At 48.6% G+C, this 23,464-nt stretch carries 20 protein-coding genes; 9 read left to right on the top strand and 11 right to left on the bottom strand.

Annotated elements, in window-relative coordinates:
* Positions 1-101 precede the first annotated feature (101 nt).
* A complete protein-coding gene (locus IM638_16185; protein ID MCA6364573.1) occupies positions 102-1,253 on the bottom strand; it encodes an AraC family transcriptional regulator in 1,152 nt (383 codons plus the stop codon).
* 319 nt (positions 1,254-1,572) lie between these two features.
* On the opposite strand from IM638_16185, the gene IM638_16190 reads away from it, so the two are divergent.
* From IM638_16190 to IM638_16200, 3 genes are all read left to right on the top strand, one after another.
* On the top strand, positions 1,573-1,914 hold the full coding sequence (locus IM638_16190; protein MCA6364574.1) for a type II toxin-antitoxin system RelE/ParE family toxin: 342 nt from the start codon (positions 1,573-1,575) through the stop codon (positions 1,912-1,914).
* Positions 1,915-1,981: 67 nt separating this feature from the next.
* Entirely contained in the window at positions 1,982-2,272 is a 291-nt protein-coding gene (locus IM638_16195) for a helix-turn-helix transcriptional regulator (GenBank protein ID MCA6364575.1), read from the top strand.
* Positions 2,273-2,370: 98 nt separating this feature from the next.
* Positions 2,371-4,647 (top strand): RNA-binding transcriptional accessory protein, encoded by a 2,277-nt coding sequence (locus IM638_16200; GenBank protein ID MCA6364576.1) that lies wholly within the window; start codon positions 2,371-2,373, stop codon positions 4,645-4,647.
* Between the two features lie 28 nt (positions 4,648-4,675).
* Here the strand turns inward: IM638_16200 and IM638_16205 are convergent, their stop codons facing one another.
* On the bottom strand, positions 4,676-6,004 hold the full coding sequence (locus IM638_16205; GenBank protein MCA6364577.1) for a T9SS type A sorting domain-containing protein: 1,329 nt from the start codon (positions 6,002-6,004) through the stop codon (positions 4,676-4,678).
* A gap of 81 nt (positions 6,005-6,085) precedes the next feature.
* Here IM638_16205 and IM638_16210 point away from each other — a divergent pair, with 81 nt between their 5' ends.
* A complete protein-coding gene (locus IM638_16210; GenBank protein MCA6364578.1) occupies positions 6,086-6,832 on the top strand; it encodes a capsular biosynthesis protein in 747 nt (248 codons plus the stop codon).
* A 7-nt stretch (positions 6,833-6,839) separates the two neighbouring features.
* Here IM638_16210 and IM638_16215 read toward each other — a convergent pair whose 3' ends face one another.
* The 3 genes from IM638_16215 to IM638_16225 form a co-directional block, all read right to left on the bottom strand.
* Positions 6,840-9,272 (bottom strand): TonB-dependent receptor, encoded by a 2,433-nt coding sequence (locus tag IM638_16215; GenBank protein MCA6364579.1) that lies wholly within the window; start codon positions 9,270-9,272, stop codon positions 6,840-6,842.
* A 200-nt stretch (positions 9,273-9,472) separates the two neighbouring features.
* Positions 9,473-9,958 (bottom strand): outer membrane beta-barrel protein, encoded by a 486-nt coding sequence (locus tag IM638_16220; protein MCA6364580.1) that lies wholly within the window; start codon positions 9,956-9,958, stop codon positions 9,473-9,475.
* Positions 9,959-9,999: 41 nt separating this feature from the next.
* On the bottom strand, positions 10,000-11,898 hold the full coding sequence (locus IM638_16225) for a TonB-dependent receptor (GenBank protein MCA6364581.1): 1,899 nt from the start codon (positions 11,896-11,898) through the stop codon (positions 10,000-10,002).
* A 190-nt stretch (positions 11,899-12,088) separates the two neighbouring features.
* On the opposite strand from IM638_16225, the gene IM638_16230 reads away from it, so the two are divergent.
* Positions 12,089-13,252: a sigma-54-dependent Fis family transcriptional regulator gene (locus tag IM638_16230; GenBank protein ID MCA6364582.1), complete on the top strand. Its 1,164-nt coding sequence runs from the start codon at positions 12,089-12,091 to the stop codon at positions 13,250-13,252.
* Positions 13,253-13,262: 10 nt separating this feature from the next.
* Here the strand turns inward: IM638_16230 and IM638_16235 are convergent, their stop codons facing one another.
* The gene (locus IM638_16235) at positions 13,263-13,790 is read right to left on the bottom strand and encodes a septal ring lytic transglycosylase RlpA family protein (GenBank protein MCA6364583.1); all 528 of its coding nucleotides are present in this window, start codon (positions 13,788-13,790) and stop codon (positions 13,263-13,265) included.
* Between the two features lie 130 nt (positions 13,791-13,920).
* Between IM638_16235 and IM638_16240 the strand changes: the two genes are divergently transcribed.
* The 4 genes from IM638_16240 (at position 13,921) to IM638_16255 (ending at position 18,503) form a co-directional block, all read left to right on the top strand.
* Positions 13,921-14,652 (top strand): polyprenol monophosphomannose synthase, encoded by a 732-nt coding sequence (locus tag IM638_16240; protein ID MCA6364584.1) that lies wholly within the window; start codon positions 13,921-13,923, stop codon positions 14,650-14,652.
* Positions 14,653-14,740: 88 nt separating this feature from the next.
* Positions 14,741-15,811 carry a PD40 domain-containing protein gene (locus IM638_16245; GenBank protein ID MCA6364585.1) on the top strand — a complete coding sequence of 357 codons (1,071 nt, stop codon included), beginning with the start codon at positions 14,741-14,743 and terminating at the stop codon, positions 15,809-15,811.
* Positions 15,812-15,828: 17 nt separating this feature from the next.
* Positions 15,829-17,058, top strand: coding sequence for a M20/M25/M40 family metallo-hydrolase (locus tag IM638_16250; GenBank protein ID MCA6364586.1), 1,230 nt, complete (start codon positions 15,829-15,831; stop codon positions 17,056-17,058).
* 101 nt (positions 17,059-17,159) lie between these two features.
* Entirely contained in the window at positions 17,160-18,503 is a 1,344-nt protein-coding gene (locus IM638_16255) for a dihydroorotase (protein ID MCA6364587.1), read from the top strand.
* 59 nt (positions 18,504-18,562) lie between these two features.
* Here the strand turns inward: IM638_16255 and IM638_16260 are convergent, their stop codons facing one another.
* The 5 genes from IM638_16260 to IM638_16280 form a co-directional block, all read right to left on the bottom strand.
* On the bottom strand, positions 18,563-19,060 hold the full coding sequence (locus IM638_16260) for a DinB family protein (protein MCA6364588.1): 498 nt from the start codon (positions 19,058-19,060) through the stop codon (positions 18,563-18,565).
* 143 nt (positions 19,061-19,203) lie between these two features.
* The gene (locus IM638_16265; GenBank protein ID MCA6364589.1) at positions 19,204-20,691 is read right to left on the bottom strand and encodes a hypothetical protein; all 1,488 of its coding nucleotides are present in this window, start codon (positions 20,689-20,691) and stop codon (positions 19,204-19,206) included.
* 186 nt (positions 20,692-20,877) lie between these two features.
* A complete protein-coding gene (gene dnaJ, locus IM638_16270) occupies positions 20,878-22,023 on the bottom strand; it encodes a molecular chaperone DnaJ (protein MCA6364590.1) in 1,146 nt (381 codons plus the stop codon).
* A 34-nt stretch (positions 22,024-22,057) separates the two neighbouring features.
* Entirely contained in the window at positions 22,058-22,627 is a 570-nt protein-coding gene (gene grpE, locus IM638_16275) for a nucleotide exchange factor GrpE (protein MCA6364591.1), read from the bottom strand.
* Between the two features lie 158 nt (positions 22,628-22,785).
* Positions 22,786-23,457: a TlpA family protein disulfide reductase gene (locus IM638_16280; GenBank protein ID MCA6364592.1), complete on the bottom strand. Its 672-nt coding sequence runs from the start codon at positions 23,455-23,457 to the stop codon at positions 22,786-22,788.
* Positions 23,458-23,464: the final 7 nt, after the last annotated feature.

A 23,464-nucleotide genomic window follows, 5' to 3' on the forward strand; every position in this document is an offset into this window, starting at 1 on the left:
GATTTAGGGTGAATGACCGTGGCAAAGGTGCAATGCCCGCAAACAGCAATCGCCTCAGAACAGGATCTGAGGCTTTGGGCTAATTGTCTGATAATGAATAATCAGGAATGAATTGAGACGAATTCGCCCGGCGTTTTTCCGGTTTGCGCGCGGAAAACACGGTTAAATGTGGCCTTTGAATTGAAGCCGGCATCGAGCGCGATGGCCAGCAGTGTATGTTGTTTGTGCTGCCCGTTTTCGATTTGCCGCATTACCTCTTTTACCCGGTATGCATTAACAAATGCCTGAAAGGTTTGCCCGGTGCCACGGTTAATGGTGGAAGAAACCAGTTTGGCCGGCTGGTTAAGTTGCCGCGCCAGTTGATAAAGTGATAATTCGGGATTGAGAAACGGTTTTTCGGTTTCCATCAGGCTGATGATTCCGGCCAGCAGTTCTTCATTGACCCGCAGCGGTTCGGTTTTATCTGCAGCCGGAATATCCATATCCACCACCAACCCCGGCTCATCTTCCAAAAGCTGCGGCAACGTTTCAGTTTGCACATGTGTGTGTATTACCGAAATCTGGTTTTGTCTGATACTGAACCAGCACACACCGAGCAACATAATTCCCTTTACAAGATCAGAAGGAAGAATAATACTGTTTATTCCGGTAATTTGCTGCGCAATGCGCCAGCCGGCACCGGCTACCAACAGCAGGAAAACCCCGGTTAACAGTTTGCGTAATGCGGAAAGCGAAATCTTATCTGTATCCGAAAACTGGTTTTCCACCCGCTTTTTCCAACGCACCAGCTGTAATAGCGATAAAATGAGGTAGCCGGTAAGCTGTAACTGATAAATCCAGAAATACACCTGATTCCAATACCATTCAATTTTCTGCCAGAGCTGCCATTTGGCCTCCACATCAAGCGAAAAAGCATAGCATTCGAACAGAAACACGAAAGCAACCGGCAGCAGATGAAAGGCAATGAACAGCTTTTTGCCACCGGTAAGTTTATGCACATACCACCAAAGCAGCGGCCCGATTGCAAAACGCAGACTTACGGGCAAGAAGTACAGTTGCGGATTTGCATCATACACACCACCCGCCAGCAAGAGATTATGAAACAGGCCGCCCGCCACAACCAGCTGCACCGCGGCAAGAATACGGTTTGCTGCTTTATTGCTTTTGTTTAAAAGGAGCACAGGTACCGAGAGTAAACCGGCGGCAATTACAAGAAGTAAAAAAACAGTTTCTGTATGTAAGGATAATGTCATGTGCGGCCAAATTACTCATACCATCCGAATTAATATACACCCTACCCGCACGTGTAAGGCTGAACGTCTGTTGAAAAGTAAACAGCCTTAAAATTGGAGCAGATATGAAATTTGAAATACTTTCGCGGCCTTGAATTGAATCGTACAATTTATTTTTTACTTGTTTATCACTTGAAAAGATGGTTACTCAAAGACGAAAGATGCACAGCGAGACGAAAAAATAATCCATTGTAAATTATTGGGTTAGGCCTTAAGGGCTGAGGAAAGAGTGTTGAATTTTTAAAAAAAATTGTTTCCTTATGGGGAAACTTGTAATTTTATGGAGAAAAGGAAGTTCAGGGTGGAGTTTCTGGATGAAGCTGCCTCATTTTTGGAATCTTTGGACAGGAAGGCGCGGGCAAAGATTATTTACAACATTACAAAAGCGCAGTATGCAAACGACCAGGAATTATTTAAAAAGCTAACGGATGAAGTCTGGGAGTTCAGAACACTGTATAACCAAACCTGCTACCGGATGTTTGCCTTCTGGGATAAGCGAAACGGGACAGATACGGTGGTTATTGCTACACACGGCATGGTAAAGAAAACAATGAAAGTGCCCGGTGGAGAAATAGACAGGACTGTGCGCTGGATGCGTGTTTATTTTGAGAAGAATAAATAACACGTACAGATTCTGCACAATAACTAAGAATGACAGTTTGAATTAACTATACATTGAAATGGCAAAATTGAAAACTCATACCCTCGAAGCAATTACCGATAAATATATTGGTAAGCGGGGCACTGTGCGTCGTGAAGTATTCGAATACGAGCTTCGTCTTGATCTGCTTGGTCAGGCGGTGCGCGATGCGCGTAAAAAGCGCAATCTTACACAGGAAGAACTCGGGCGTCTGGTGGGCGTGCAAAAGGCACAGATTTCGAAAATTGAAAACAGTACGAAGGATGTGCGTCTGGAAACGATTATGAAAGTATTTGCTGCATTGGATGCTCAGGTGAGTTTTGTGGTGAAACTGGCCTGATTTTCAGCACAGAAACTTATTCACACGGTGTTGATTTTTACTTGTGCGGCGGCGGGCTCCGGGCGCTTACCTTTGCGGCTCAACCATATTCATTTTACATGTCATCAGAAGTTTTAGACCGCCTGCTGATCCGTAAGCTGGCTGCGCAGATGGGTGTGCAGCCGGGGCAGGTAAGCGCCACAGTTACCTTGCTTGATGAGGGTGCCACAGTACCTTTTGTTTCGCGCTACCGGAAGGAGATGACGGGCAGTCTCGACGAAGTGCAGATTGCGGCTGTGCGCGATGGTATTGCACTTTTGCGCAGTACCGAACAGCGCCGCGCATTTATTCTCGAAACCATAGAAGGGCAGGGGAAACTTACTGATGAACTTCGCGGCAAAATTGAAGCGGCAGAAACCATGCTTCAGCTTGAAGATTTATATCTGCCTTACAAGCCCAAGCGCAAAACACGTGCTACCGTGGCCCGCGAAAAAGGGCTGGAGCCGCTGGCGCTGATGCTGCTTGAGCAAACCAATTTTGATGTGGATGCCGAAGCCGCAAAGTATATTGATGCTTCAAAAGAGGTGAACGACTCAGATGAGGCGCTGGACGGTGCACGTGATATTCTTGCCGAGATGTTCAGCGAAGATGCTTCGGCGCGCGAAAGTTTGCGTAAACTTTTCCGCGAGGAGGCACTGGTCCGAAGCCGTGTGGTAGCAGGCAAAGAGGAAGCCGGCGAAAAATTCCGCGACTATTTCGAGTGGGATGAAAAACTCATGCAGTGCCCCTCGCACCGTATGCTGGCCATGCGTCGCGGCGAAAACGAAGGCGTGCTCATGCTTGATATTGCGCCCGATGCCGACCACGCCATCGAACTGCTTGAAAAGCTGTTTGTGAAAGCACGCAACAAAGCGGCCGATCATGTAAAAGCGGCTATCAGCGGCTCATACAAACGCCTGCTTCAACCCTCGCTCGAAACCGAATTCCGTCAGCTTACCAAAGAAGCGGCCGACATCAAAGCCATTGAAGTGTTTGCGCAAAACCTGCGCGAACTGCTGCTGGCCTCGCCGCTGGGGCAAAAAGCCATTCTTGCCATCGACCCCGGCTTCCGCACAGGCTGCAAAGTAGTGGCGCTCGACCGGCAGGGCAAGCTGCTCGATAATGATGTAATCTTCCCGCATCAGTCGCAACGCGAAAAACAGGAAGCGGAAGACACACTCTTCCGCATGCTGGCCAAACATAATATCGAAGCCATTGCCATTGGCAACGGCACCGCCGGCCGCGAAACCGAAGAGTTTGTGCGAAGCATTGCCGAACTGCCCAAAGAAATTGCGGTGGTAATGGTAAACGAAAGCGGCGCATCCATTTACTCGGCGTCTGATGTGGCCCGCGAAGAATTTCCCACATACGACGTTACCGTGCGCGGAGCCGTGTCTATTGGCCGCCGTCTGGCCGATCCGCTGGCCGAACTCGTGAAGATTGATCCAAAGTCAATTGGCGTGGGGCAATATCAGCACGATGTGGATCAGCCCATGCTGAAGAAGAAACTCGACGAAGTGGTGGAAAGCTGTGTAAACGGCGTGGGCGTAGAGCTTAACACCGCCAGCAAACAGCTTCTGGCCTACGTATCGGGCATTGGTTCGGCGCTGGCTAAAAATATTGTGGAATACCGCAATGAAAACGGCCCGTTCCGCTCACGCAAAGACCTGCTTGATGTGCCGCGCCTCGGCGAAAAAGCTTTTGAGCAGGCAGCCGGCTTTTTACGCATACGCGGCGGCAAACATCCGCTCGACAGCTCGGCGGTGCATCCTGAGTCGTACCACATTGTAGAGCAAATGGCCAAAGACCTCGGCTGCGAACTTGCTGATTTGCTCGGTGATAAAGAGCTGCGCAAAAAAATCGAGCTCAAAAAGTATGTAAGCGATACCGTAGGACTTCCTACTCTCACCGACATCATCGCCGAGCTTGACAAACCCGGCCGCGATCCGCGCAAAGAATTTGAAGTGTTCAAATTTGAAGAAGGTGTGAGCGAAATCAAACACCTGCGCGAAGGTATGCGCCTGCCCGGTATCGTAACCAACGTCACCAACTTCGGGGCGTTTGTAGATATTGGCGTGCATCAGGACGGGCTTGTACACATCAGCCAGCTGGCAGATACGTTTGTGGACGATCCGAACCGTGTGGTGAAAGCCGGTCAGAAAGTGATGGTGACTGTGGTGGAGGTTGATGAAAAACGCAAACGTATTGCGCTGTCAATGAAAGGCGAAAAGCCGGCAGCTAAATCACCTCCCGCAAAACCGCAAATCAAACAAACACCTCCACCTGCCGGGAAGAAAAAAGACAAGGGCAACGACTGGCAGGATCAGCTGGAAGCGCTGAAGAATAAGTTTAAATAACACAAAGCGGAGCAAGTCTCCGCTTTTTTTATTGCACAATGAATTTGTGATTAGTTTGCAAGCCCGATGAATAGGTTATCGTAGCCACATAGTGGCCCGGAGGAAGCGCGTTCAGGCTGAGTTCGGTTGCGTTTGTTCCGTTTATACGTGCTGTGTTTACAACACGGCCTGAAATGTCGCGGAGGGTAATTGCAGAAAGTGTTTCGTTTGAGCGTATGTAAATTACATCGGTTGCGGGAACCGGGTAAATTAGCGTATGTGGTGTGATGGAATACGCCTGATGGCTAAAGCCGGTATAAAATGTACTTCGTGCAAGACCAATATCCCACGAGTAATTGGTGAGATTGGGAAACACGGTGCTGTCGCGTCCGGTGTAATACATGAACAACTCGCCGGTTTGAGCATTGTACATTACGCCCGGATGTGCAGCCCAGTAGCGATCCCAGCTGCCCGGACCGCCAAGCGGTAATACAGGGTTGCCCACATATTTAATCCAGTTAATGCCATCAGTAGAATGAGCCAGACCGGTAGTGAAATTTTCAATTGTCCAGCTGTTAATCATCGAATACCACATGTAATATTGGTTGCCGATTTTGAGTACTGACGGTTCGGCCACGGCAGCCGAATCGGGGCTGTAGCCTGCACCCGCAACCAGCACAGGATTGGGATATTTTGTCCAGTTAATCCCATCGGTAGAGGTGGCGTAACCGATGTTTCCCTTTCCGTCGGTAGGCTGATTGTTTGGGTAGCCATCGGGTGAGGCGAACCAGAGCTTGAGTGTATCCCCATCGCGCAGCACACTTACGTTTGAAATAAGCAGGTTGTTCCAGTCGCTTGCTGTTCCGGCGGTGAGCACGGGATTTCCGGCATACTTTGTCCAGTTTATTCCGTTGGGTGAAGTGGCGTAGCAAATTTTGTAATTCCCTGCACTGAGCGATGTGTCGTTCTGTTTTCCGGCATACCACATGCGGTATCGTTCGGCGGGAGGTGCGGCAGTATCATAAATTACATTGGCGGTTTCCACGCCCCAGTGGTCGGGCGCATTTACGTTGCTGCTGCTGCGGTCGAGCACCGGATTGGCTGCAAATTCATTCCAGCTTATACCATCCAGCGACCAGGCATAGCCGATTCGGACATGTACCACAGTATCACCGGGCGAAAGCCAGCCAGCCCCTGAATACCAGAGTTTAAACGTGTCATTGACAAGCAACGCACAGGCATCGGCTGTGGCCACGCCATCCCAGTTCGGGTACACCGCTGAGCGGGGCAGCACAGGCAGGGCCTGTTTTATCCAGTTAAACTGAGCCTGCAAGGCCAGTGAAACCATACAAAGTAAACAGACGAAAACCGGCTTCATGTTCACAATTTACAAATCATTTATTCAAACTCACCGCAAACATTTCTCCTATCTTTATCCACATACCCTTAACGTTTGCCGATGAACTTTTTCAGCCGCATATTCAGCAAACCGGATCCGGTAATTGCAGCCGATTTATCAATAGTTGGTGTGGACATGCATTCGCACTTTATTCCGGGTATTGATGACGGAGCCAAAACAATGGAAGATACGCTTCAGATGTTGCGCGGCATGCAGGAGTTTGGTTACCGCAAAGTAATTACCACGCCGCACATCATGAGCGATTTTTTCCGCAATACGCCCGAAATAATTCTTGGCGGACTTGAGCATGTGCGAAAGGCTGCGGCTGCAGATGGATTAAGTCTGGAGATTGATGCCGCGGCAGAGTATTACGATGATTTTGACCTCGACAAAAAATTAGATCAGGAAAAACTGCTTACGTTCGGTGGCAATTACCTGCTGTTTGAAGTATCGTACCTCAATGAGCCGCAGAATATAAACAGTTTGATTTTTCGGTTCATTACAAACGGTTATAAGCCGGTACTGGCTCATCCCGAACGTTATCCGTTCTGGTACCGCCGGCTTGATGTGTTTGAGGAGATGAAAGAAAAAGGCGTATTGCTTCAGCTGAACATCAATTCGCTCACCGGGCATTATTCGCCCGATGCAAAAAAAGTAGCCGAGCATCTGATAGATAAAAACATGGTTGATTTTCTCGGCAGCGATTGTCATCATGCCGGGCACCAGCAACTCATGCAGCGCGCCGTGCGCACCAAAGCGTTACACAAACTGCTGGGCAGCGGTCTGCTGCGCAACAACCAGCTTTAAAACCAGATCAGTCTTTCTTTCCGGCACGTTTCTGAATTTCTTCCGATGCACTCTTGTATTGTGTTTTGCGAGCCGCTTTAGCATTGCCAAAATTATAGCTCACCCGCAGCATCACCCGACGAGATTCCTGTTTGTTGATGAGAAATACATTTTGATTCTGATAATTTACCCGAACACGGGTATTTGAAGTATAGAGAATGTCGCTTGCATTCAAACTCGCATTGAGTTTTTTATTGAAGAATGATTTTGAAACACCAATATCAAGATAACCCTGACGCTCAACCTCAAACATTCCATACAACAATCCGGTTTGTAGAAATCCTGAAACCTGGACTTTCCATTCGTTTGGCAGTGAAATAGTATGTTGTTGGTAAAAATTCCACATTACACTTTGATTGTTCAGTACTCCGCCAAAAAGCTGTGATTGATAATCAAGATAAACACATGATACATTATTTTCAATTATCCACGACTTACCGATTGGTACACCAAACCCGAGATTTGCCCAGGCATTGGTAACCTGATTAAGGTTTGTGGTAGTTTGAAATGTAGCACCGGTTGAATCATTTTGATCAGTCACATCCATTATGCCATCGAACGTTCTGCTTGCTCCTACAGTAGTAAAAATGAAATCCATAAAACTATGTGTGGCTTCAACCGTATGCGCAATTTCGGGTTGGAGGTACGGATTACCGACACGGTAAGTAAATTGATCGAGATAGTACAGGAACGGATTCAGGTTTTCGTAATCCGGCCGGTTAATGCGGCGGTTGTAGGAAAAGTTAACCGTGTTTTTGTCATTAAACTTATGGGTAAAATACAAGCTTGGAAAGAGTTGTGTATAGGTACGCTTCAGATTTTGTCCGGTAGTGGGCGATTGTCCGTCGGCAGTAGTTTGTTCTACCCGCAATCCGACCTGGATTTGAGTTTTCCCGAAATCGGCAGCACCTTGCGCATAGGCCGCATTTATCTGCTCTTTATAAATAAACCGGTTTGAGCGGGTCGTGTCGTTTTTCCAGCTTCCGTTATCATAAATATCAAATAAAAGATTGTTATCGGTTTCCACAAAGCTACTCTTCAGGCCGGTTTCAATTTTATATTTTTTGCCAATCGGATGTGTGTAATCAACTTGCGCCACGTAAATGTTAATATCGGTTTCGGCCAGGTTTTGCTGATAAAAAGGTAACCCGATTTCATTTCCCGAATTACCATAAAAGTGAGAGTTGAAATCAGCATGTCCGTAATTCCTGTATCCCAATATATCAGCACTGACATTAAGTTCACGACCTGTTGTATCGAATACATGATTGTACCACAAACCTCCGCGTAAATTGAAGTTTCTGTCGTACATATTGTTCAGCTGCTTCAATACAAAAGCCGAGTCCTGATTCTCTAATGAAATGTTGGTAACGTTGTCTGTAATGTCGGTTCCGAAGAAATGATTTGTACTTAACTGGATGCCAAAAGTATTTGCATCATTGGGTTTGAAGTCGAAACCTGTTGTAATTGCATGTGAAAAAGGTTTGTTCTTTTCGGCTGAGTTTTGTTCAAACAATGTTACATCGTTATCATACGGTACAGTGCGTTTGATATAGGTTGAATCTAAGCTGTTCCAGTTTGCAAAATCATACCGGGCATAGAAGTTTGCTTTGGGCATTCCGTAATTCATGGAAAAGCCTGCAGTCTCTTTAAGTACGCGGCCATATCCGGTACCTACGCGAACCCGTCCGTTCAACCCTTGCTGAGTCCCTTTTTTTGTTACAATATTAAGTATGCCGGAGTTCCCTTCGGCATCATACTTTGAAGAAGGATTGGTAATAATTTCCACGCGCGACACATCGGCGGCGGGCATATTTTCGAGGAACTGTTTGAGCTGATCGCCAGCCAGATAAGTGGGTTTCCCATCTACATATACCTGTACCCCTGAGCGTCCTTTCATGGTAATCACTCCGTTTTGATTAACGGTAACGCCCGGCACTTTCTGAATCAGGTCGAACACGGTGCCGCTCATTCGTACTGGGCTGTTCTCTACATTCATGATCAGCATGTCGGCCTTTTGTACAAACAGTGGTTGTATGGCAGTTACGGTTACTTCATTCATATTCACTGCAGCACTGAGTGTAATGGCCGGAATGTTTATTTCGGGCGTGGCCGCCTCCACCTCAAAAGGGCCATACCAGTTTTTGGCATAGCCGGTGAGCATTGTAGTGAGCAGAAATTTCCCCGGTGCGATACCTTCCATCGCAAAACTCCCGTCGGCAGCCACAATAGCACCTTTTACAAGTGATGAATCGTTGGCACTGAGCAGGGTAACTACGGCAAACTCGGCTGGTTGCTGTTCGGCGGTTTGGACTGTCCCTTTAAGTGTAGTGCCGTTTAAGGCGCCAAAAGCCTGTACATTTAAAAAGCACAGTGATAATAGGAGGAAAACTGATTTCATGTGTGTGCGTTTGGGAAAACGTGAATCAGCGGCCGCATGTTAGTTACACTCAGGCCGCTGTTTCATGAGACGCACAAAGATTGACAGATGTTACAGCTAAATAAAGAAAAATTATGTTAACGGTTTTCAAATTGTACAGGTGGCGCAATTCAACAGAAATAGCCATTGCCTGCATTTGATTTTCCTTTCAGGCTGCCCTTTTATAAACCCCCGCGTTGCAGAATATCGTCGGCTGTGCCTTTATACAATGACCGCCGCGCTGCTTTTTCATTGCCAAATGTCCAGGTTAAACGTGCCAGCACGTAGTTGTTCTCATAGCGGCTGGCAATGAAGGTGTCCTGATTCATATATGTAGAGTAAGCACGGGGAAAGTTTGTAACGAAGATATCATTGGCATTTATGGTAAGACTGAGTTTGTTTTTCAGAAAAGAAGTAGAGAGCCCTGCATTAACTCCGCCCCTTGTTTTTACGTAATAGGTGCCGTATTGTATGGGTGTACTGAGTGAGCCTGAAAGCTGAAGTTTGATGTTAAATGGTAATACGAATGTTTGCTGCACATTGAAGTTCCACATGCTGCTTTCCACATCAAGTGTTCCGCCAAACAGCTCAGACTGAAAAGAAAACCAGTTAAACGAAACGGTGCCTTCCACCATCCAGAATTTGGCAATGGGTAGTCCGGCACTCATACTCATATAGGCATTGTTTATAGTTTGGAGGTTTGAGGTGGTTAAAATGATGGTAAGCAGTGAATCATTCTGTCGGCAGCTTCGGATATGCCATTTAAGGTATGACTCAGGCCAACTGATGTGAACAGAAATTCGTTGAAACTGTGACTGATTTCGCCGTTCCATGAGGTTTCGGGTTGTAGAAACGGGTTGCCCACACGGTAAGTGTATTGGTCGAGATACATCCGGAAGGGATTCAGATCATCATACTCAGGCCGGTTGATACGGCGGGTAAGCGAATAGGTGATGTTGTGTTTTTCGTTGAGGGTATGTGTAAGAAAAATACTTGGAAAAAGATTACCATACTTACGTGTCTGCCGCTCACCGGTAGTTGGTGAATTAGCGTCGGTTTGGGTGTATTCGTAGCGCAGGCCCAATTGTAGCTGTAGTTTACCCCAATCGGCATAAAACTGGGAATAGGCGGCGTGAATATTTTCCGTGTAAATAAAATTATTGGAGCGTGTGGTGTCTTTCTGCCAGCTGTTGTTTTGAAGGATATCAAATACCAGCGAGTTGTCGGTTTTTACCGAGCTTGATTTCATACCGGCTTCGAGTTTGAATTTTTCGTTAATCGGATGTATGTAGTCAATTTGCCCGACATAAATTGCCATATTCATTCCGGTGAAGTGGCGTTGAATAAAAGGGGCTGAAATTTCGGAGCCGGTGAAATTTAAATAGCGGCTGTTGTAATCCCCGTTTCCGTTGTAGCGGTGAAAAATTGCATCGCCGCTTATTGATAGTTCGCGGCCAAGTGTATCGAGCGTATGTTTAAACCACACACCGCCGCGCAGGTTCTGATGATCGTCGAATGTGTTGTTTAACTGATAGAGTTTGTAGGCAGAATCCTGCACCAATTGCTGAATGTCGGTATTGTTGGTTGTCCTGTTATCGGCGGTAAAAAGGCTGCCTCTGGCCTGAAAACCGAAGGAGGTACGTTTGCCCGGTGTAAAATCAGCGCCAAGAATGAGTGCGTTTGAGAAGTTTGTGTTATCGTTGTCAGCGTTGCCGTTAAATGTATTTCTTTCGCCGTTAAATTGAATTACACGGCGGCTGTCGTAAAGCGAGAGCGAGTTCCAGTTTGAGAAATGATACCTGGCATACAGATTCGTTTTAGGCATACCATAATTTACGGCTATTCCTGCGCCTGATTTGGCCCGCCGTCCGTACCCGCAGGTAAGTGATGTGCGGCCGTTAAACCCCTGCCGGCTTCCGGTTTGTGTAATAATGTTCAGGATGCCGGCACTGCCTTCGGCATCGTATCTTGCCGAAGGGTTTGAGATGATTTCGATGCGAATGACTTCTGTGGCGGGCATGGCTTCGAGAAATTGTTTGAGCTGATCGCCGGCAAGGTATGCGGGCTTTCCGTCGATGTAAATTTGCACGCCGCTGCGGCCTTTTAGCGAGATATTGCCGTTCTGATCAGCCACCACGCCGGGCACTTTTTGTATCAGGTCATATACAGTGCCGCTCATTTTTACCGGACTGTTTTCCACGTTCATGATCAGCATGTCGGGCTTTTGAATGAAAAGCGGCTGCACGGCCGTTACGGTTACAGGGCCCAGATCGGCTGAGGTGGCAAGTGTAATCAGCGGAAGCCGTAAGGATGCCTGCCCGTCGGAAATAACCAGCGGTACTGACCAGTATTTGGCAAAGCCGGTAAGCGAAGCCGTAAGCAGGTAATTTCCCGGCATTAACGCATCGAGGGCGTAACTTCCCGCGGCATCGGTTACATCGCCTTTTACGAGCGAAGAGTCTGAAGCGGCAAGCAGCATCACGACTGCCATTTCTGCCGGTTTGCCGTCGGGTGTATGGATTTGTCCGGATAAAGAAATGCTGGTGTGTTGGGCACTGACCGATACGGGTAAAAGCAGCAGAAAAAGAAGGCGAAGGTGGTGTGGCATTTTGGTCGGTTTTGAAACTGCGACGTTTCATTTTTTTTAGATGTTACAGTCTTAAACCGCTTTTTTTAAATTATTTGAGGCTAAATAGTTAGGTCAGGCTGGCTGTTTGTTGCAGATTGTGAGTAAGGGGCAAAAAACGATAGCTGTTGTTTACAGCCGTTTGTTATTTTTACACGATTCAATTCAAACTATGGCCCGTATTCTCATCATCGACGACGAAAAAAGTATTCGCCGCACACTTCGTGAAATTCTGGAGTATGAAAATTTTAAGGTAGAAGAAGCGGCCGACGGGCTGGAAGGGCTTACTATGGCCCAGAAAGAGAAGTTTGATATTATTCTCTGTGATATCAAGATGCCGAAGATGGACGGCATGGAGGCGCTTGATAAGCTGATGGAAGCGGCGGTGGATGCACCTGTAATTATGATTTCGGGCCACGGCAACATTGAAACGGCAGTGGAAGCGGTGAAGAAAGGTGCGTTTGACTTTATTCAGAAGCCGCTTGATCTGAACCGCCTTCTGGTAACGCTGCGCAATGCGCTCGATAAATCGAAGCTGGTTACTGAAACACGCACCCTGCGCAAGAAGATTTCGAAAACGTTTGATATGATCGGCGAGTCGAAAGGCATTGCCGAAATCAAGGATATGATTGAGCGTGTGGCGCCCACTGATGCGCGCGTGCTCATTACCGGCCAGAACGGCACGGGCAAGGAACTTGTGGCGCGGTGGCTGCACGAGAAAAGCAGCAGGGCAGGGGCACCGCTTATTGAAGTAAACTGCGCCGCTATTCCCTCTGAACTCATCGAAAGCGAATTGTTTGGCCACGAAAAAGGCGCATTTACATCGGCTGTGGCCCAGCGCAAAGGCAAGTTTGAACTGGCCGAAGGCGGCACGTTGTTTCTTGACGAGATCGGCGACATGAGCCTTTCGGCGCAGGCCAAGGTACTCCGCGCATTGCAGGAAAATAAAATTACCCGCGTGGGCGGCGACAAGGAAATTAAAGTGAATGTGCGCGTGGTGGCGGCCACCAACAAGGATCTTAAACAGGAAATCCTTAAAGGCAATTTCCGCGAAGATCTTTACCACCGCCTCAGCGTGATTCTCATTCACGTACCCTCGCTCAACGAACGCATTGACGATATTCCGCTGCTGGCCGACCATTTCCTTAAACTTATCAGCGATGAGCATGGCACGCAGGCCAAACCCATTAGCAAAGAGGCCATCAAAGAACTTCAGAAAATAAACTGGACCGGCAACATCCGCGAATTCCGCAACGTGATGGAACGACTTCTCATTCTCTGCGACAAAACCATTACCGACAAAGATGTGCAGGCGTATGCCCGTCCGCGCGGCTAAGGCTATACATTTACTTCTTTGCAGGAGCGGCAGCCGGTTTGGCTGCCGTTTTTGGTTTGGCTGCCGGCACTTTTTTCTTTTTGTAAATTGGGGCGGTGCCCACCACTTCAAGCCTTACGGGTGTGAGGCCGGCACGCAGGAAATTGAGCTGCCGTGCAGCCCGTGGTGTTAAATCAATGCAACGTTTGGAGTTTTGCGGCAGGCGGTCGGTAATTTTCACAATTACCACCGAGTCGTTTTTGAGGTTGGTTACCTTAACCAGTGTGCCAAACGGCAGCTTTTTATGGGCCGCCGTGAGGCTGTCAACCCTGAAGATTTCGCCGCTGCTGGTGTACCGGCCTTCGAATTTCTGTCCGTACCAGCTTGCAATGCCGGTTTCTTGGTAAGAGGTATCGGCTGCGGCAGGTTTCGGTGCTTCAGGCTTCAGGCTGTCGGCCGCCACACTTGTAACTGAGTCTGTTTTCGGGCGCAGCGAATCGGTCTGGGCAGTGAGAATGAGGGCCGGAAGCAGGGCGAAAAGGCAAAAAATCAATCGCATTGATACAAGTTACTGTTTCTTTTTGGCTTCATTCGCATTATTTATGCCAGAGATTCTTCCTAAAACTTCCAAAGCCGTTGGAGGTTATGGGTTCGTCTGTTATCTTCGCTGATTCAAAATTGCTGTCAAGTTGCCTGAACGCATTGTCATAATTCCCACTTACAACGAAAAGGAAAACGTTGAAAAAATGATCCGCAAAGTGATGGGGCTCGACGGAGGCTATCATTTGCTGATTGTTGACGACGGTTCGCCCGACGGCACGGCCGATATTGTGAAGCGGCTGATGCTGGAATACGACGGACGTTTGTTTATTGAGGAACGCAAGGGCAAACTCGGTCTGGGCACGGCCTACATTCACGGTTTCCGCTGGTCGCTGGCAAAAGGCTACGAATACATTTTTGAGATGGATTGCGATTTTTCGCATAATCCTGACGATCTGAACCGTCTTTTCGGGGCCTGTGCACAAGGAGGTGCCGATGTGGCTGTGGGGTCGCGCTATGTAAAAGGCGGTAAGGTGAAAAACTGGCCCATGGGGCGCCTGCTCATGTCGTACTTTGCTTCCGTGTATGTACGCATGGTGCTTTGGCTGGGAGTAAGCGATACTACAGCCGGCTTTAAATGCTACAAACGTCGTGTGCTTGAAACAATCGACCTGAGCGCAGTGCACTTTGTAGGTTATGCATTTCAGATTGAAATGAAATACACCGCCTACAAACTGGGTTTCCGCATTGCCGAGGTGCCCATTACGTTTATCGACCGTCAGGAAGGTGTGTCAAAAATGAGCACCCGCATTTTCCGCGAAGCTTTTCTGGGTGTACTTCAGATGCGTTTCCGCAGTTACAGGCCAGCCGCCAAAGGCTGAATTCACTGAGTTTTATCAGTTAAGGCATTTTTAAGCCCGCCTGTTCCGGCACGAGCCTTATCTTTGCCGCATCAATCACCTTTTCAATATGCGTAAACTTGCGTTTGCCCTGCTGGCGCTCATCCCGGCAGTGCTTTTTACCGCTGGCAAAAAGCCGAAAGTTTCAATAGATAACCCCCAGGAAAAGCACCTGCGCAATTTGCGCCAACTCACCTTTGGCGGTGATAATGCCGAAGCCTATTTCAGCCCCGATGGCAAATGGCTCACCTTTCAGAGCAACAAAGGCATTCCTTGCGACCAGATTTTTGCCATGAACGTGAAGGCTGCTGCTAAGGACAGTCTCTACAGGCCGCTGCAAATCAGCAATGGCGACGGCCGCACCACCTGTTCGTATTTTATGCCTGATGGAAAGCACATCCTCTTTGCCTCTACACACGTGGGCGGCAAAACCTGTCCGCCTTCGCCCAACCTTCGTCAGGGCGGCAAATACCTCTGGCCGGTTTACGACAGCTACGATATTTTTGTGGCCGACCTCAAAGGCAATATCGTAAAGCAACTTACCAATGAGCCGGGCTACGATGCCGAAGCCGTACTCTCGCCCAAAGGCGACAAAATCCTTTTCACCTCTACCCGCAGCGGCGACCTCGAACTCTGGACCATGAACATTGATGGCAGTAACCCGAAGCAAATTACTTTCGGGCTGGGCTACGATGGTGGCGCATTTTTCTCGGCCGACGGCAGTAAAATTGTGTTCCGCGCTTCACGCCCGCAGTCGGAAGAAGACATAAAAGAATACAAAGACCTGCTGGCCCAGGGCCTTGTGGCACCCACCAACATGGAAATTTATACCTGCAACGCCGATGGCTCAAATCTCAAGCAGATTACCAAACTGGGCAAGGCAAACTGGGCGCCGTTTTTCTCGCCCTCCGGGAAAAAAATTATTTTCAGTTCCAATCACGCATCACAGCGTGGCTACGATTTTCAGCTTTACATGGTAAATGCCGAAGACGGAACCGGCATGGAACAAATTACGTTCGAAAGCATTTTTAATTCATTCCCCATGTTTTCGCCCGATGGAAAGAAACTGGTATTCTGCTCGAATCGCCGCAACTGGGGAACGCGTGATACGAATGTATTTATTGCCGACTGGGTAGAATAATTTAACACCACCGAATGATGAAACACACCGCACTCACCATTTTCGCGCTGCTTTTTGCCGTGGCTGTGTCTGCTCAGGACATCAGCGCCGAGCGCATCCGTAAAGACGTAACCTATCTCAGTGCCGATAAGCTTAAAGGGCGCGGCACCGGCAGCAAGGGCGAGAAAAAAGCGGCAAAGTATATTGCAAAGCAGTTTAAGGAAATTGGTTTGCAGCCCAAAGGCACCGATGGCTTTTATCAGACATTTACCTTCCGCAAAAACTCTAATCCGCACGATACTTCTACTGCCAATGTAAAAGAACGCAGCGGCAAAAACGTGGTTGGCTTTCTCGATAACGGAGCTGCCTACACCATTGTAATCGGTGCGCATTACGATCACCTCGGCCTCGGGCATGATCACAACTCGCTGGAGGCAAATCCCGACGGCAAAATTCACAACGGAGCTGATGATAACGCATCGGGCACAGCCGGTGTACTTGAGCTGGCGCGCTATTACACAGGCAATAACGTGAAAGAGAAATACAATTTCCTGTTCATCTGTTTCTCCGGCGAAGAACTCGGCCTGATCGGTTCAAAGAAGTTTTGCGAAAATCCTACCATCGACCTCAAAACGGTGAATTACATGATAAACATGGATATGATTGGCCGTTTGAACGATTCCACAAAATCACTCATCATCTACGGCGTGGGTACTGCGCCCGACTGGGTGCCCATGATTAACAGTTTTCGCTCTGTGTTCCGCATTAAGCAGGACAGCTCCGGAATCGGGCCCAGTGATCAGACTTCATTTTACCTTAAAGATATTCCCGTGCTGCATTTCTTCACCGGCCAGCACAGCGATTATCATAAACCTACCGATGATGCGGCCAAAGTAAATTACACCGGCGAGAAAATGGTGCTTGAATACATTGTCAACATCATCGCCCTCACCGACAGTAAGCCCAAACTTCAGTTCCTTGCCACCAAAAGCAACATGACCGCCACGCCGAAAATGAAAGTGACAATGGGTATCATGCCCGACTATGCGTGGGAAGGTAAAGGGGTGCATGTGGATGGAGTGACCGATGGTCGTCCGGCGGCAAATGCAGGAATCAAAAAAGGCGATATCATTCTCCAGCTTGGCGATACACCTGTAAACAACATGATGGATTACATGGCCTGCCTTGCGAAGTTTGAAAAGGGAAGCACCATGCCGGTACTGATAAAACGCGGCGAAGAACTACTCACGCTGCAGGTGAAGTTTTAACACTGCAGTATCTGGTGGCTGAGCTTGCAGGTGGCTGAGTCTCCGCAAGCTTGAGGGAATCGAAGCTACCGAAAAAGTATAAAGTAAAAAGTTCAAAATTCATGAATACAACGTATCTCATACAGCGTGCAACAGTAGTTAACGAAGGCCGCAGTGTGGTGGCCGATGTGCTTGTGCGCGACGGGAAAATTGAAGCCGTATCGGAAGCGCCGCTCAGTGCAGATGGTGCGGAGGTGATTGATGCCGCCGGGTTGCATCTTTTTCCGGGCGTAATTGACGATCAGGTGCATTTCCGCGAACCCGGGCTTACACATAAAGGCGATTTATACACCGAAGCAAAATCGGCCGTGGCTGGTGGCGTTACCTCTTATATGGAAATGCCGAATACGGTTCCATCGGCGGTAACGCAGGAGCTGCTTGAACAGAAGTATCAGCGAGCTGCCGATGTATCGCTTGCCAACTATTCGTTTTACATCGGCACTACCAATACCAATATTGATGAACTGCTGAAAACCGATCCGGCTTCGGTATGCGGCGTGAAAATTTTCCTCGGTTCATCAACCGGCGATATGCTGGTGGATAATGAAGAAGCACTCGAACGGATTTTCCGTGAGGTGAAAATGCTTATTGCTGTGCATGCCGAAGATGATCCGATGATTAAGCAGAACATGGCGGCTTACAAGGAAAAGTATGGCGATGATATTCCTTCAAAATATCACCCGCTTATCCGCAGCCGCGAGGCCTGTTATGCATCGTCATCCAAAGCCGTGGCGCGGGCAAAGAAATACGGCACACGCCTGCATGTACTGCACATTTCCACCGCCGAAGAGTTAGACCTGTTTGACAACAGCAAGCCGCTGCGCGAGAAAAATATCACCTCAGAGGCCTGTGTGCATCACCTCTGGTTTTCGGCCGAAGATTATGATGCAAAAGGCAACTACATTAAATGGAATCCGGCCGTTAAAGATGCGGCCGACCGCGAAGCCATCTGGCAGGCTGTGCTCGATAACCGCATCGACGTAATTGCCACCGACCACGCGCCGCACACCATTGAAGAAAAGGAGCAGCTTTATGCCAAAGCCCCTTCGGGCGGCCCGCTCATTCAGCACACGCTGGTGGCCATGCTCGAAGCGGCGCGCAACGGCCGCATCAGCCTCGAACGTGTGGCCGAAAAAATGTGCCACGCCCCCGCCGATTTATTCCGCATCGAAAAACGCGGCTACATCCGCCCCGGCTACTGGGCCGATCTGGTGCTGGTAAACCTCAATGCCCCGTGGACAGTGGAAAAAAGCAACCTGCACTACAAATGCGGCTGGTCGCCGTTTGAAGGCACCACGTTTCACAGCCGCGTGGAAAAAACATTTGTAAGCGGGCACCTTGTCTATAACAACGGCGCATTCAACGAATCGAAAAAGGGCATGCGTTTGCGCTTTGAAGTGAAGTAACGCATACGTATAAAATTGCAAAACGGGTTTGAGCAAATTGCCTCAAACCCGTTTTTGGTTTACATGCCTGTATCATCCGCGCTCGGCCCGTAGCTGCCGGGAAGCGGAATATTCAGCAAACGCAGATACACACCAAGCTGCGCGCGGTGATGAATAATCTGGCTCATGCTCATACGCATCATTTCCCATTTTGCACCTTTGCTCAATTCCATATCGCCATGGCGAAGAATCCAGATTTGTGTCAGATCAATGTCTTTCCCGTTTTGCAAGGCCTGCATTGCTTCGGCAATCTGCTCTTCAGCAAACCGCATAAGTTCACTGTTGCTGTCAAACACATTCGGTACATAAGGAGAAACCGCAAAATCAAGACCATCATTAAGCAAACTCATGGTAATCCAGCCCGGAAGTTCGGCTACGTGATTGGCCAGATTGCCCAATTTCATGCTCTTCTCATGCGGTGCCCAGTTGTTTTTGTCGGCAGGCACCAGCGCCAGCATTTTGCGGGTTGTTGCGCATTCCTTTTCAAATTCGCGGGTAAAGGCTTCAATAAAATTCATAGTGAGTGGTTTTGTTTACTGCAAAGATTATACTGGGGTGTGACTACAGTATGTCAGCAGACATTTACCAATATTTTAAAACGGGTTTCGGGTATGCAAAAAAGGCAAAACAACACTGCAATAAGTAAAGTTATGAAGATGTACTACCGGGCATTCTTAACGCGATAAAGCCTGAACTGACTGGTGCGAAATAGTTGTTCAAATGCAGCCGTATCTTTTAAAGGATAATTTCTGATGGGATCGGTATTGAGCGAATTGCCGGTTAAATAGTATGCGGCTTTCAATCGCGTAAGATCATTTTTTATTTCTTCATCGGAAGCTGTCGGGCTGAGCGCAAACGAATGCGCGTGTGTATAAAGTGCAAGCGCACGTGGTTTATCAAAAGCCACAATACATTTTGCCGGCAACGTAGAATTGATGTAACGAAACAATGAATCGGCCTCTGACGTTTGCGGCCCGTCTATTACAACCGCTTCTGTTTTTATTATTTTTTCAATTTCATAATTGTATGAAAACAGAATCAGCGCCCCGGCAATCACGGCAATCCATTTGTTTTTTGTAAGGTTAAGGTTTTGCAGATTTTTACGCAGCGCAATTGCGGCAAACAAAAACAGGATGAACAGCACCGGATAAATAAAGCGCATGCCCTGATGCCCCGAACGATGCAGGAATATCATAAGCAGGTAGCTTGCAGTGTAAATAAGTAAAATTGATTTCCTGTCTTTCTGAAAAGTATAACACATGCCCAGTATAGCGAAAACCAACAGCGACGAGGAGGTAAGAATACCAATTGACGAGTATTCCTTCATGTCATACCACCTGAACATCCACGATAGCTGGTGTACGGTGTAGGAAAAATGGTCGTTCACCATTTTCCAGTATTCAGCCTGCTGGCCGGCAAGTTTATAATTCACCACAGTGGGGAAAAGTGTGTCGATGGCGAAATACACTGCAAGGCCGGCCAGCAGCGCAATAAAAGTGTGCTGATGCAGTTTGAACGAAAACTGGCGCCAGTGTTTATCAAGGAAAAAACGGTGAAGGACAAACACAAATAATAGCGGTAAACCAGCCATGCGTATATGAATAGCCAGCGCAATCAGTACCACAATCAATATGTTTTTTAACAGCGTTTGTTTTTGAAGCATCAGCCAGATGCTCAGCATGGAGAGAAACGTAAAAGGCAGATCAGAAACAATTTCGGTTTTAAACTGCAGAAGCAGAGGGTTGTAGGCAAGTATAATTGTGATTATCCATGCCGACACAAAAGATAATGACGTACGCAACAAAAGAAACCCCGTAAAGCAGCACAATACCCAGAACATCGTGAGGTATAAATTCAAGCTTGCCACATCAAGTCCGTTGAAATAGATAAGCGGGGCAAGCAACAGCGGAAAGCCGGGCGGATAAGCCTGCGGGCCGAGGTCGGGATTATTCTCGTTGAAAATATAACCGGTTTCGTTTTGCGATTGTCCGGTTACTATATTTTTGGCCTGATGCAGATATTGTGCAAAATCATCGCCCCAGTCGCAGCTTGTTTTGATGTTTATGAAAAACAACGGCACTAAAGAGAGCAGCACAACACAATATCCGATAAACCGGTTTCTGTTGAATGTGGTGAAAAAGGATGACATGCTTTGTCTTTGTGCTTGCTGATGCGTTGGTTAAAAGTACTATTTCTGCGCTGCTCCTGATAAGTCCGGAGTGTTTTTTGTGGTGTGCCTTATGTGGTTTCGCGTGGGAGTTTGTTGCCGCTGTGCAAGGTGTAAAAAAGAAAAGCCCGCAAACGCAGGCTTTTCGTGATTGATGATTGTGTGTGATTAGTCAAACATCTCTTTCATGCGGTCGAAGAATGATTTTTCTTTCTTACCGGCTTTGGGCTGGAAGTTGGGCGAATCGCGGAGTTTTTCCATGATTTTCTTTTCTTCCGAGGAAAGATTGGTGGGTGTCCACACAAAAAGTGTTACACGTAAATCGCCGCGGATGTAGCCGTTCAGGTCGGGCAGGCCTTTGCCTTTGAGGCGGATTACTTTGCCCGAAGGTGTGCCGGCGTCTATTTTAACGCGGGCTTTGCCTTCGAGTGTGGGGATTTCTATTGTGGCGCCAAGTGCAGCGTCGGCAATGCTTACGTAGTGTTCGTAGTAGAGGTGGTTGCCGTCGCGGTTGAAGTGCGGGTGTTCGGCTTCTTCAATTACAATAATCAGGTCGCCGGGCACGCCGCCGCGCGGGGCTGCATTGCCTTTGCCGTTCATGCTGAGCTGGATGCCGTCGTGTACACCGGGTGGTATGCGCACGGATATCACTTCTTCGCCGCGCATCACACCGTCGCCATGGCAGCTGCGGCATTTGTCGGTTACGGTTTGTCCTTCGCCGTTGCAGGTGGGGCAGGTGGTGGTGGTTTGCATCTGCCCCAGCATGGTATTCATAAGCCGGGTTACCTGGCCCGTGCCGCGGCAGGTGTTACACGTGCTGATGCCGGTTTTGCTGGCCGCACCGGTACCGTCGCATTTGTCGCAGCTAACGTGTTTGGCTACTTTGAGTTTTTTCTCGGCGCCGGTGGCAATTTCTTCGAGTGTGAGTTTCACTTTCACCCGCAGGTTAGAGCCTTTCTGCACCCGTCGTCCGCCGCGACCGCCACCGCCAAAACCACCGCCAAAGCCGCTGCCGAAAATATCGCCAAACTGGCTGAAGATGTCTTCCATGGAGAACCCGCCTCCGGCGCCGCCACTGGCGGCACTGCTGCCCACGCCGGCATGCCCGAACTGGTCGTAACGCTGGCGTTTTTGCGGATCACTCAGCACTTCGTAGGCTTCGGCAGCTTCTTTAAACTTTTCCTCGGCGGCTTTATCTCCCTCGTTTTTATCGGGGTGATATTTAATAGCCAGTTTGCGGTAGGCTTTTTTAATTTCCTCCGCATCGGCCTTTCGCCCTACACCGAGCACATCATAATAATCACGTTTCGACATGGAAACTGGTTCTAAAAAAATCAGTACTGCGCGCTTAGCTGCCTACAACCACTTTGGCGTAGCGGATTACTTTTCCGCCCAGCAGGTAGCCTTTTTCCACCTCATCCACCACCTTGCCTTTGAGTTCGGGGGCGGGGGCAGGAATTTCGGTAATGGCTTCGTGAAACTCAGGATCAAACGGCTGGCCGCCGGCGTTCATGGCTTCGAGGCCCTGCTGGGTAAGTACATGGTGGAATTTCCCGGCCACCAGCTGCACGCCTTCGGTTACCGCAGCCAGATCGGTGGCGGTGGCGTTGTTGCGCACGGCGCGGTCGAAATCGTCGAGCACGGGCAGGAGTTTTTTAATTACTTCTTCGGCAGCCGTTTTGCGGAGCTCGAGGTTTTCCTTTGCCGTACGGCGGCGGTAATTGTCAAACTCCGAGTACAGGCGCAGGTATTTATCATTCAATGTGGCCACCTGCTGTTCGAGTTCTGCAATACGCGCGGCATCGCCGGTAGCTTCAGGTGTTTCAGGCATTTCCACAGGTTTTTGTCCGTTTTCGGCAACGGTTTCGGTAGCAGGTGTTTCCTGCTGTGCTTCTTTCGGGTCGAGATTTTCGCTCATGGTCAATCAGAAATAAACAAACATTAGCCCCATTGGCTAAGTACTCGGCTTCGCCGGGGCAAAAAACAAGCCATGCGGGGAATTCCCGCCAAACTGGCAGTAAATGGCCGGAAAGGAATGTTTTTGTGTCAGTTTTGCGGCTCAGCCCTTAGTAACTGTTACTTAGTGGCTTTTGCCACGGAAGCACGGCGTTTGAGCGCGCCTTTTACTTTGGCGCGGTCGGTTTCAAGCTGTGTGCGGATGGCGGCCGAAAGCGCATTGCCGCGCAGGTTCTTGGCCAGAATCACGCCGTTGCCGTCAATAAGCACGTTGGTAGGAATAGAACGTACACCGTAACGCACGGCAGCCGCATTGCCCCAAAAGCCCAGATCGCTTACATGATAAGGCCATGATAGCTTATCGGTAATGATTGCTTTTTCCCAGGCCTCTTTGTTTTTATCGAGCGAAACACCATACACCGTAAAGCCTTCCTGCGCACCCGCAAAAACCGAGTCCTTGTAAGTGTTGTAAGTTTGCACCACGTTGGGGTTTTCGCCCCTGCAGGGGCCGCACCACGAAGCCCAAAAGTCGATGAGGACTAATTTGCCGCGCAGCGAACTAAGCGGAATGAGTGAGTCTTTCGGGTTTTTCTGTTCAATATTAGGAGCAATATTGCCCACGTTAAGCCCTTCCACGGCGGTGGCAGGCGGCGTGTAGTCGGGCATGGCGGTAATGGGCTCCTCGGTTTTTTGGCCTCCGTCTTTGCCAAATTTACAGGCTGATACAGCCATCGAAATTCCTGCCATAAGTACGGCAGCTGCGGTAAGACGGATAAACGGATTCAGCTTCATGGTAAAA

This window comes from Bacteroidota bacterium, from assembly GCA_020402865.1.
Classification (GTDB): Bacteria; Bacteroidota; Bacteroidia; order Palsa-965; family Palsa-965.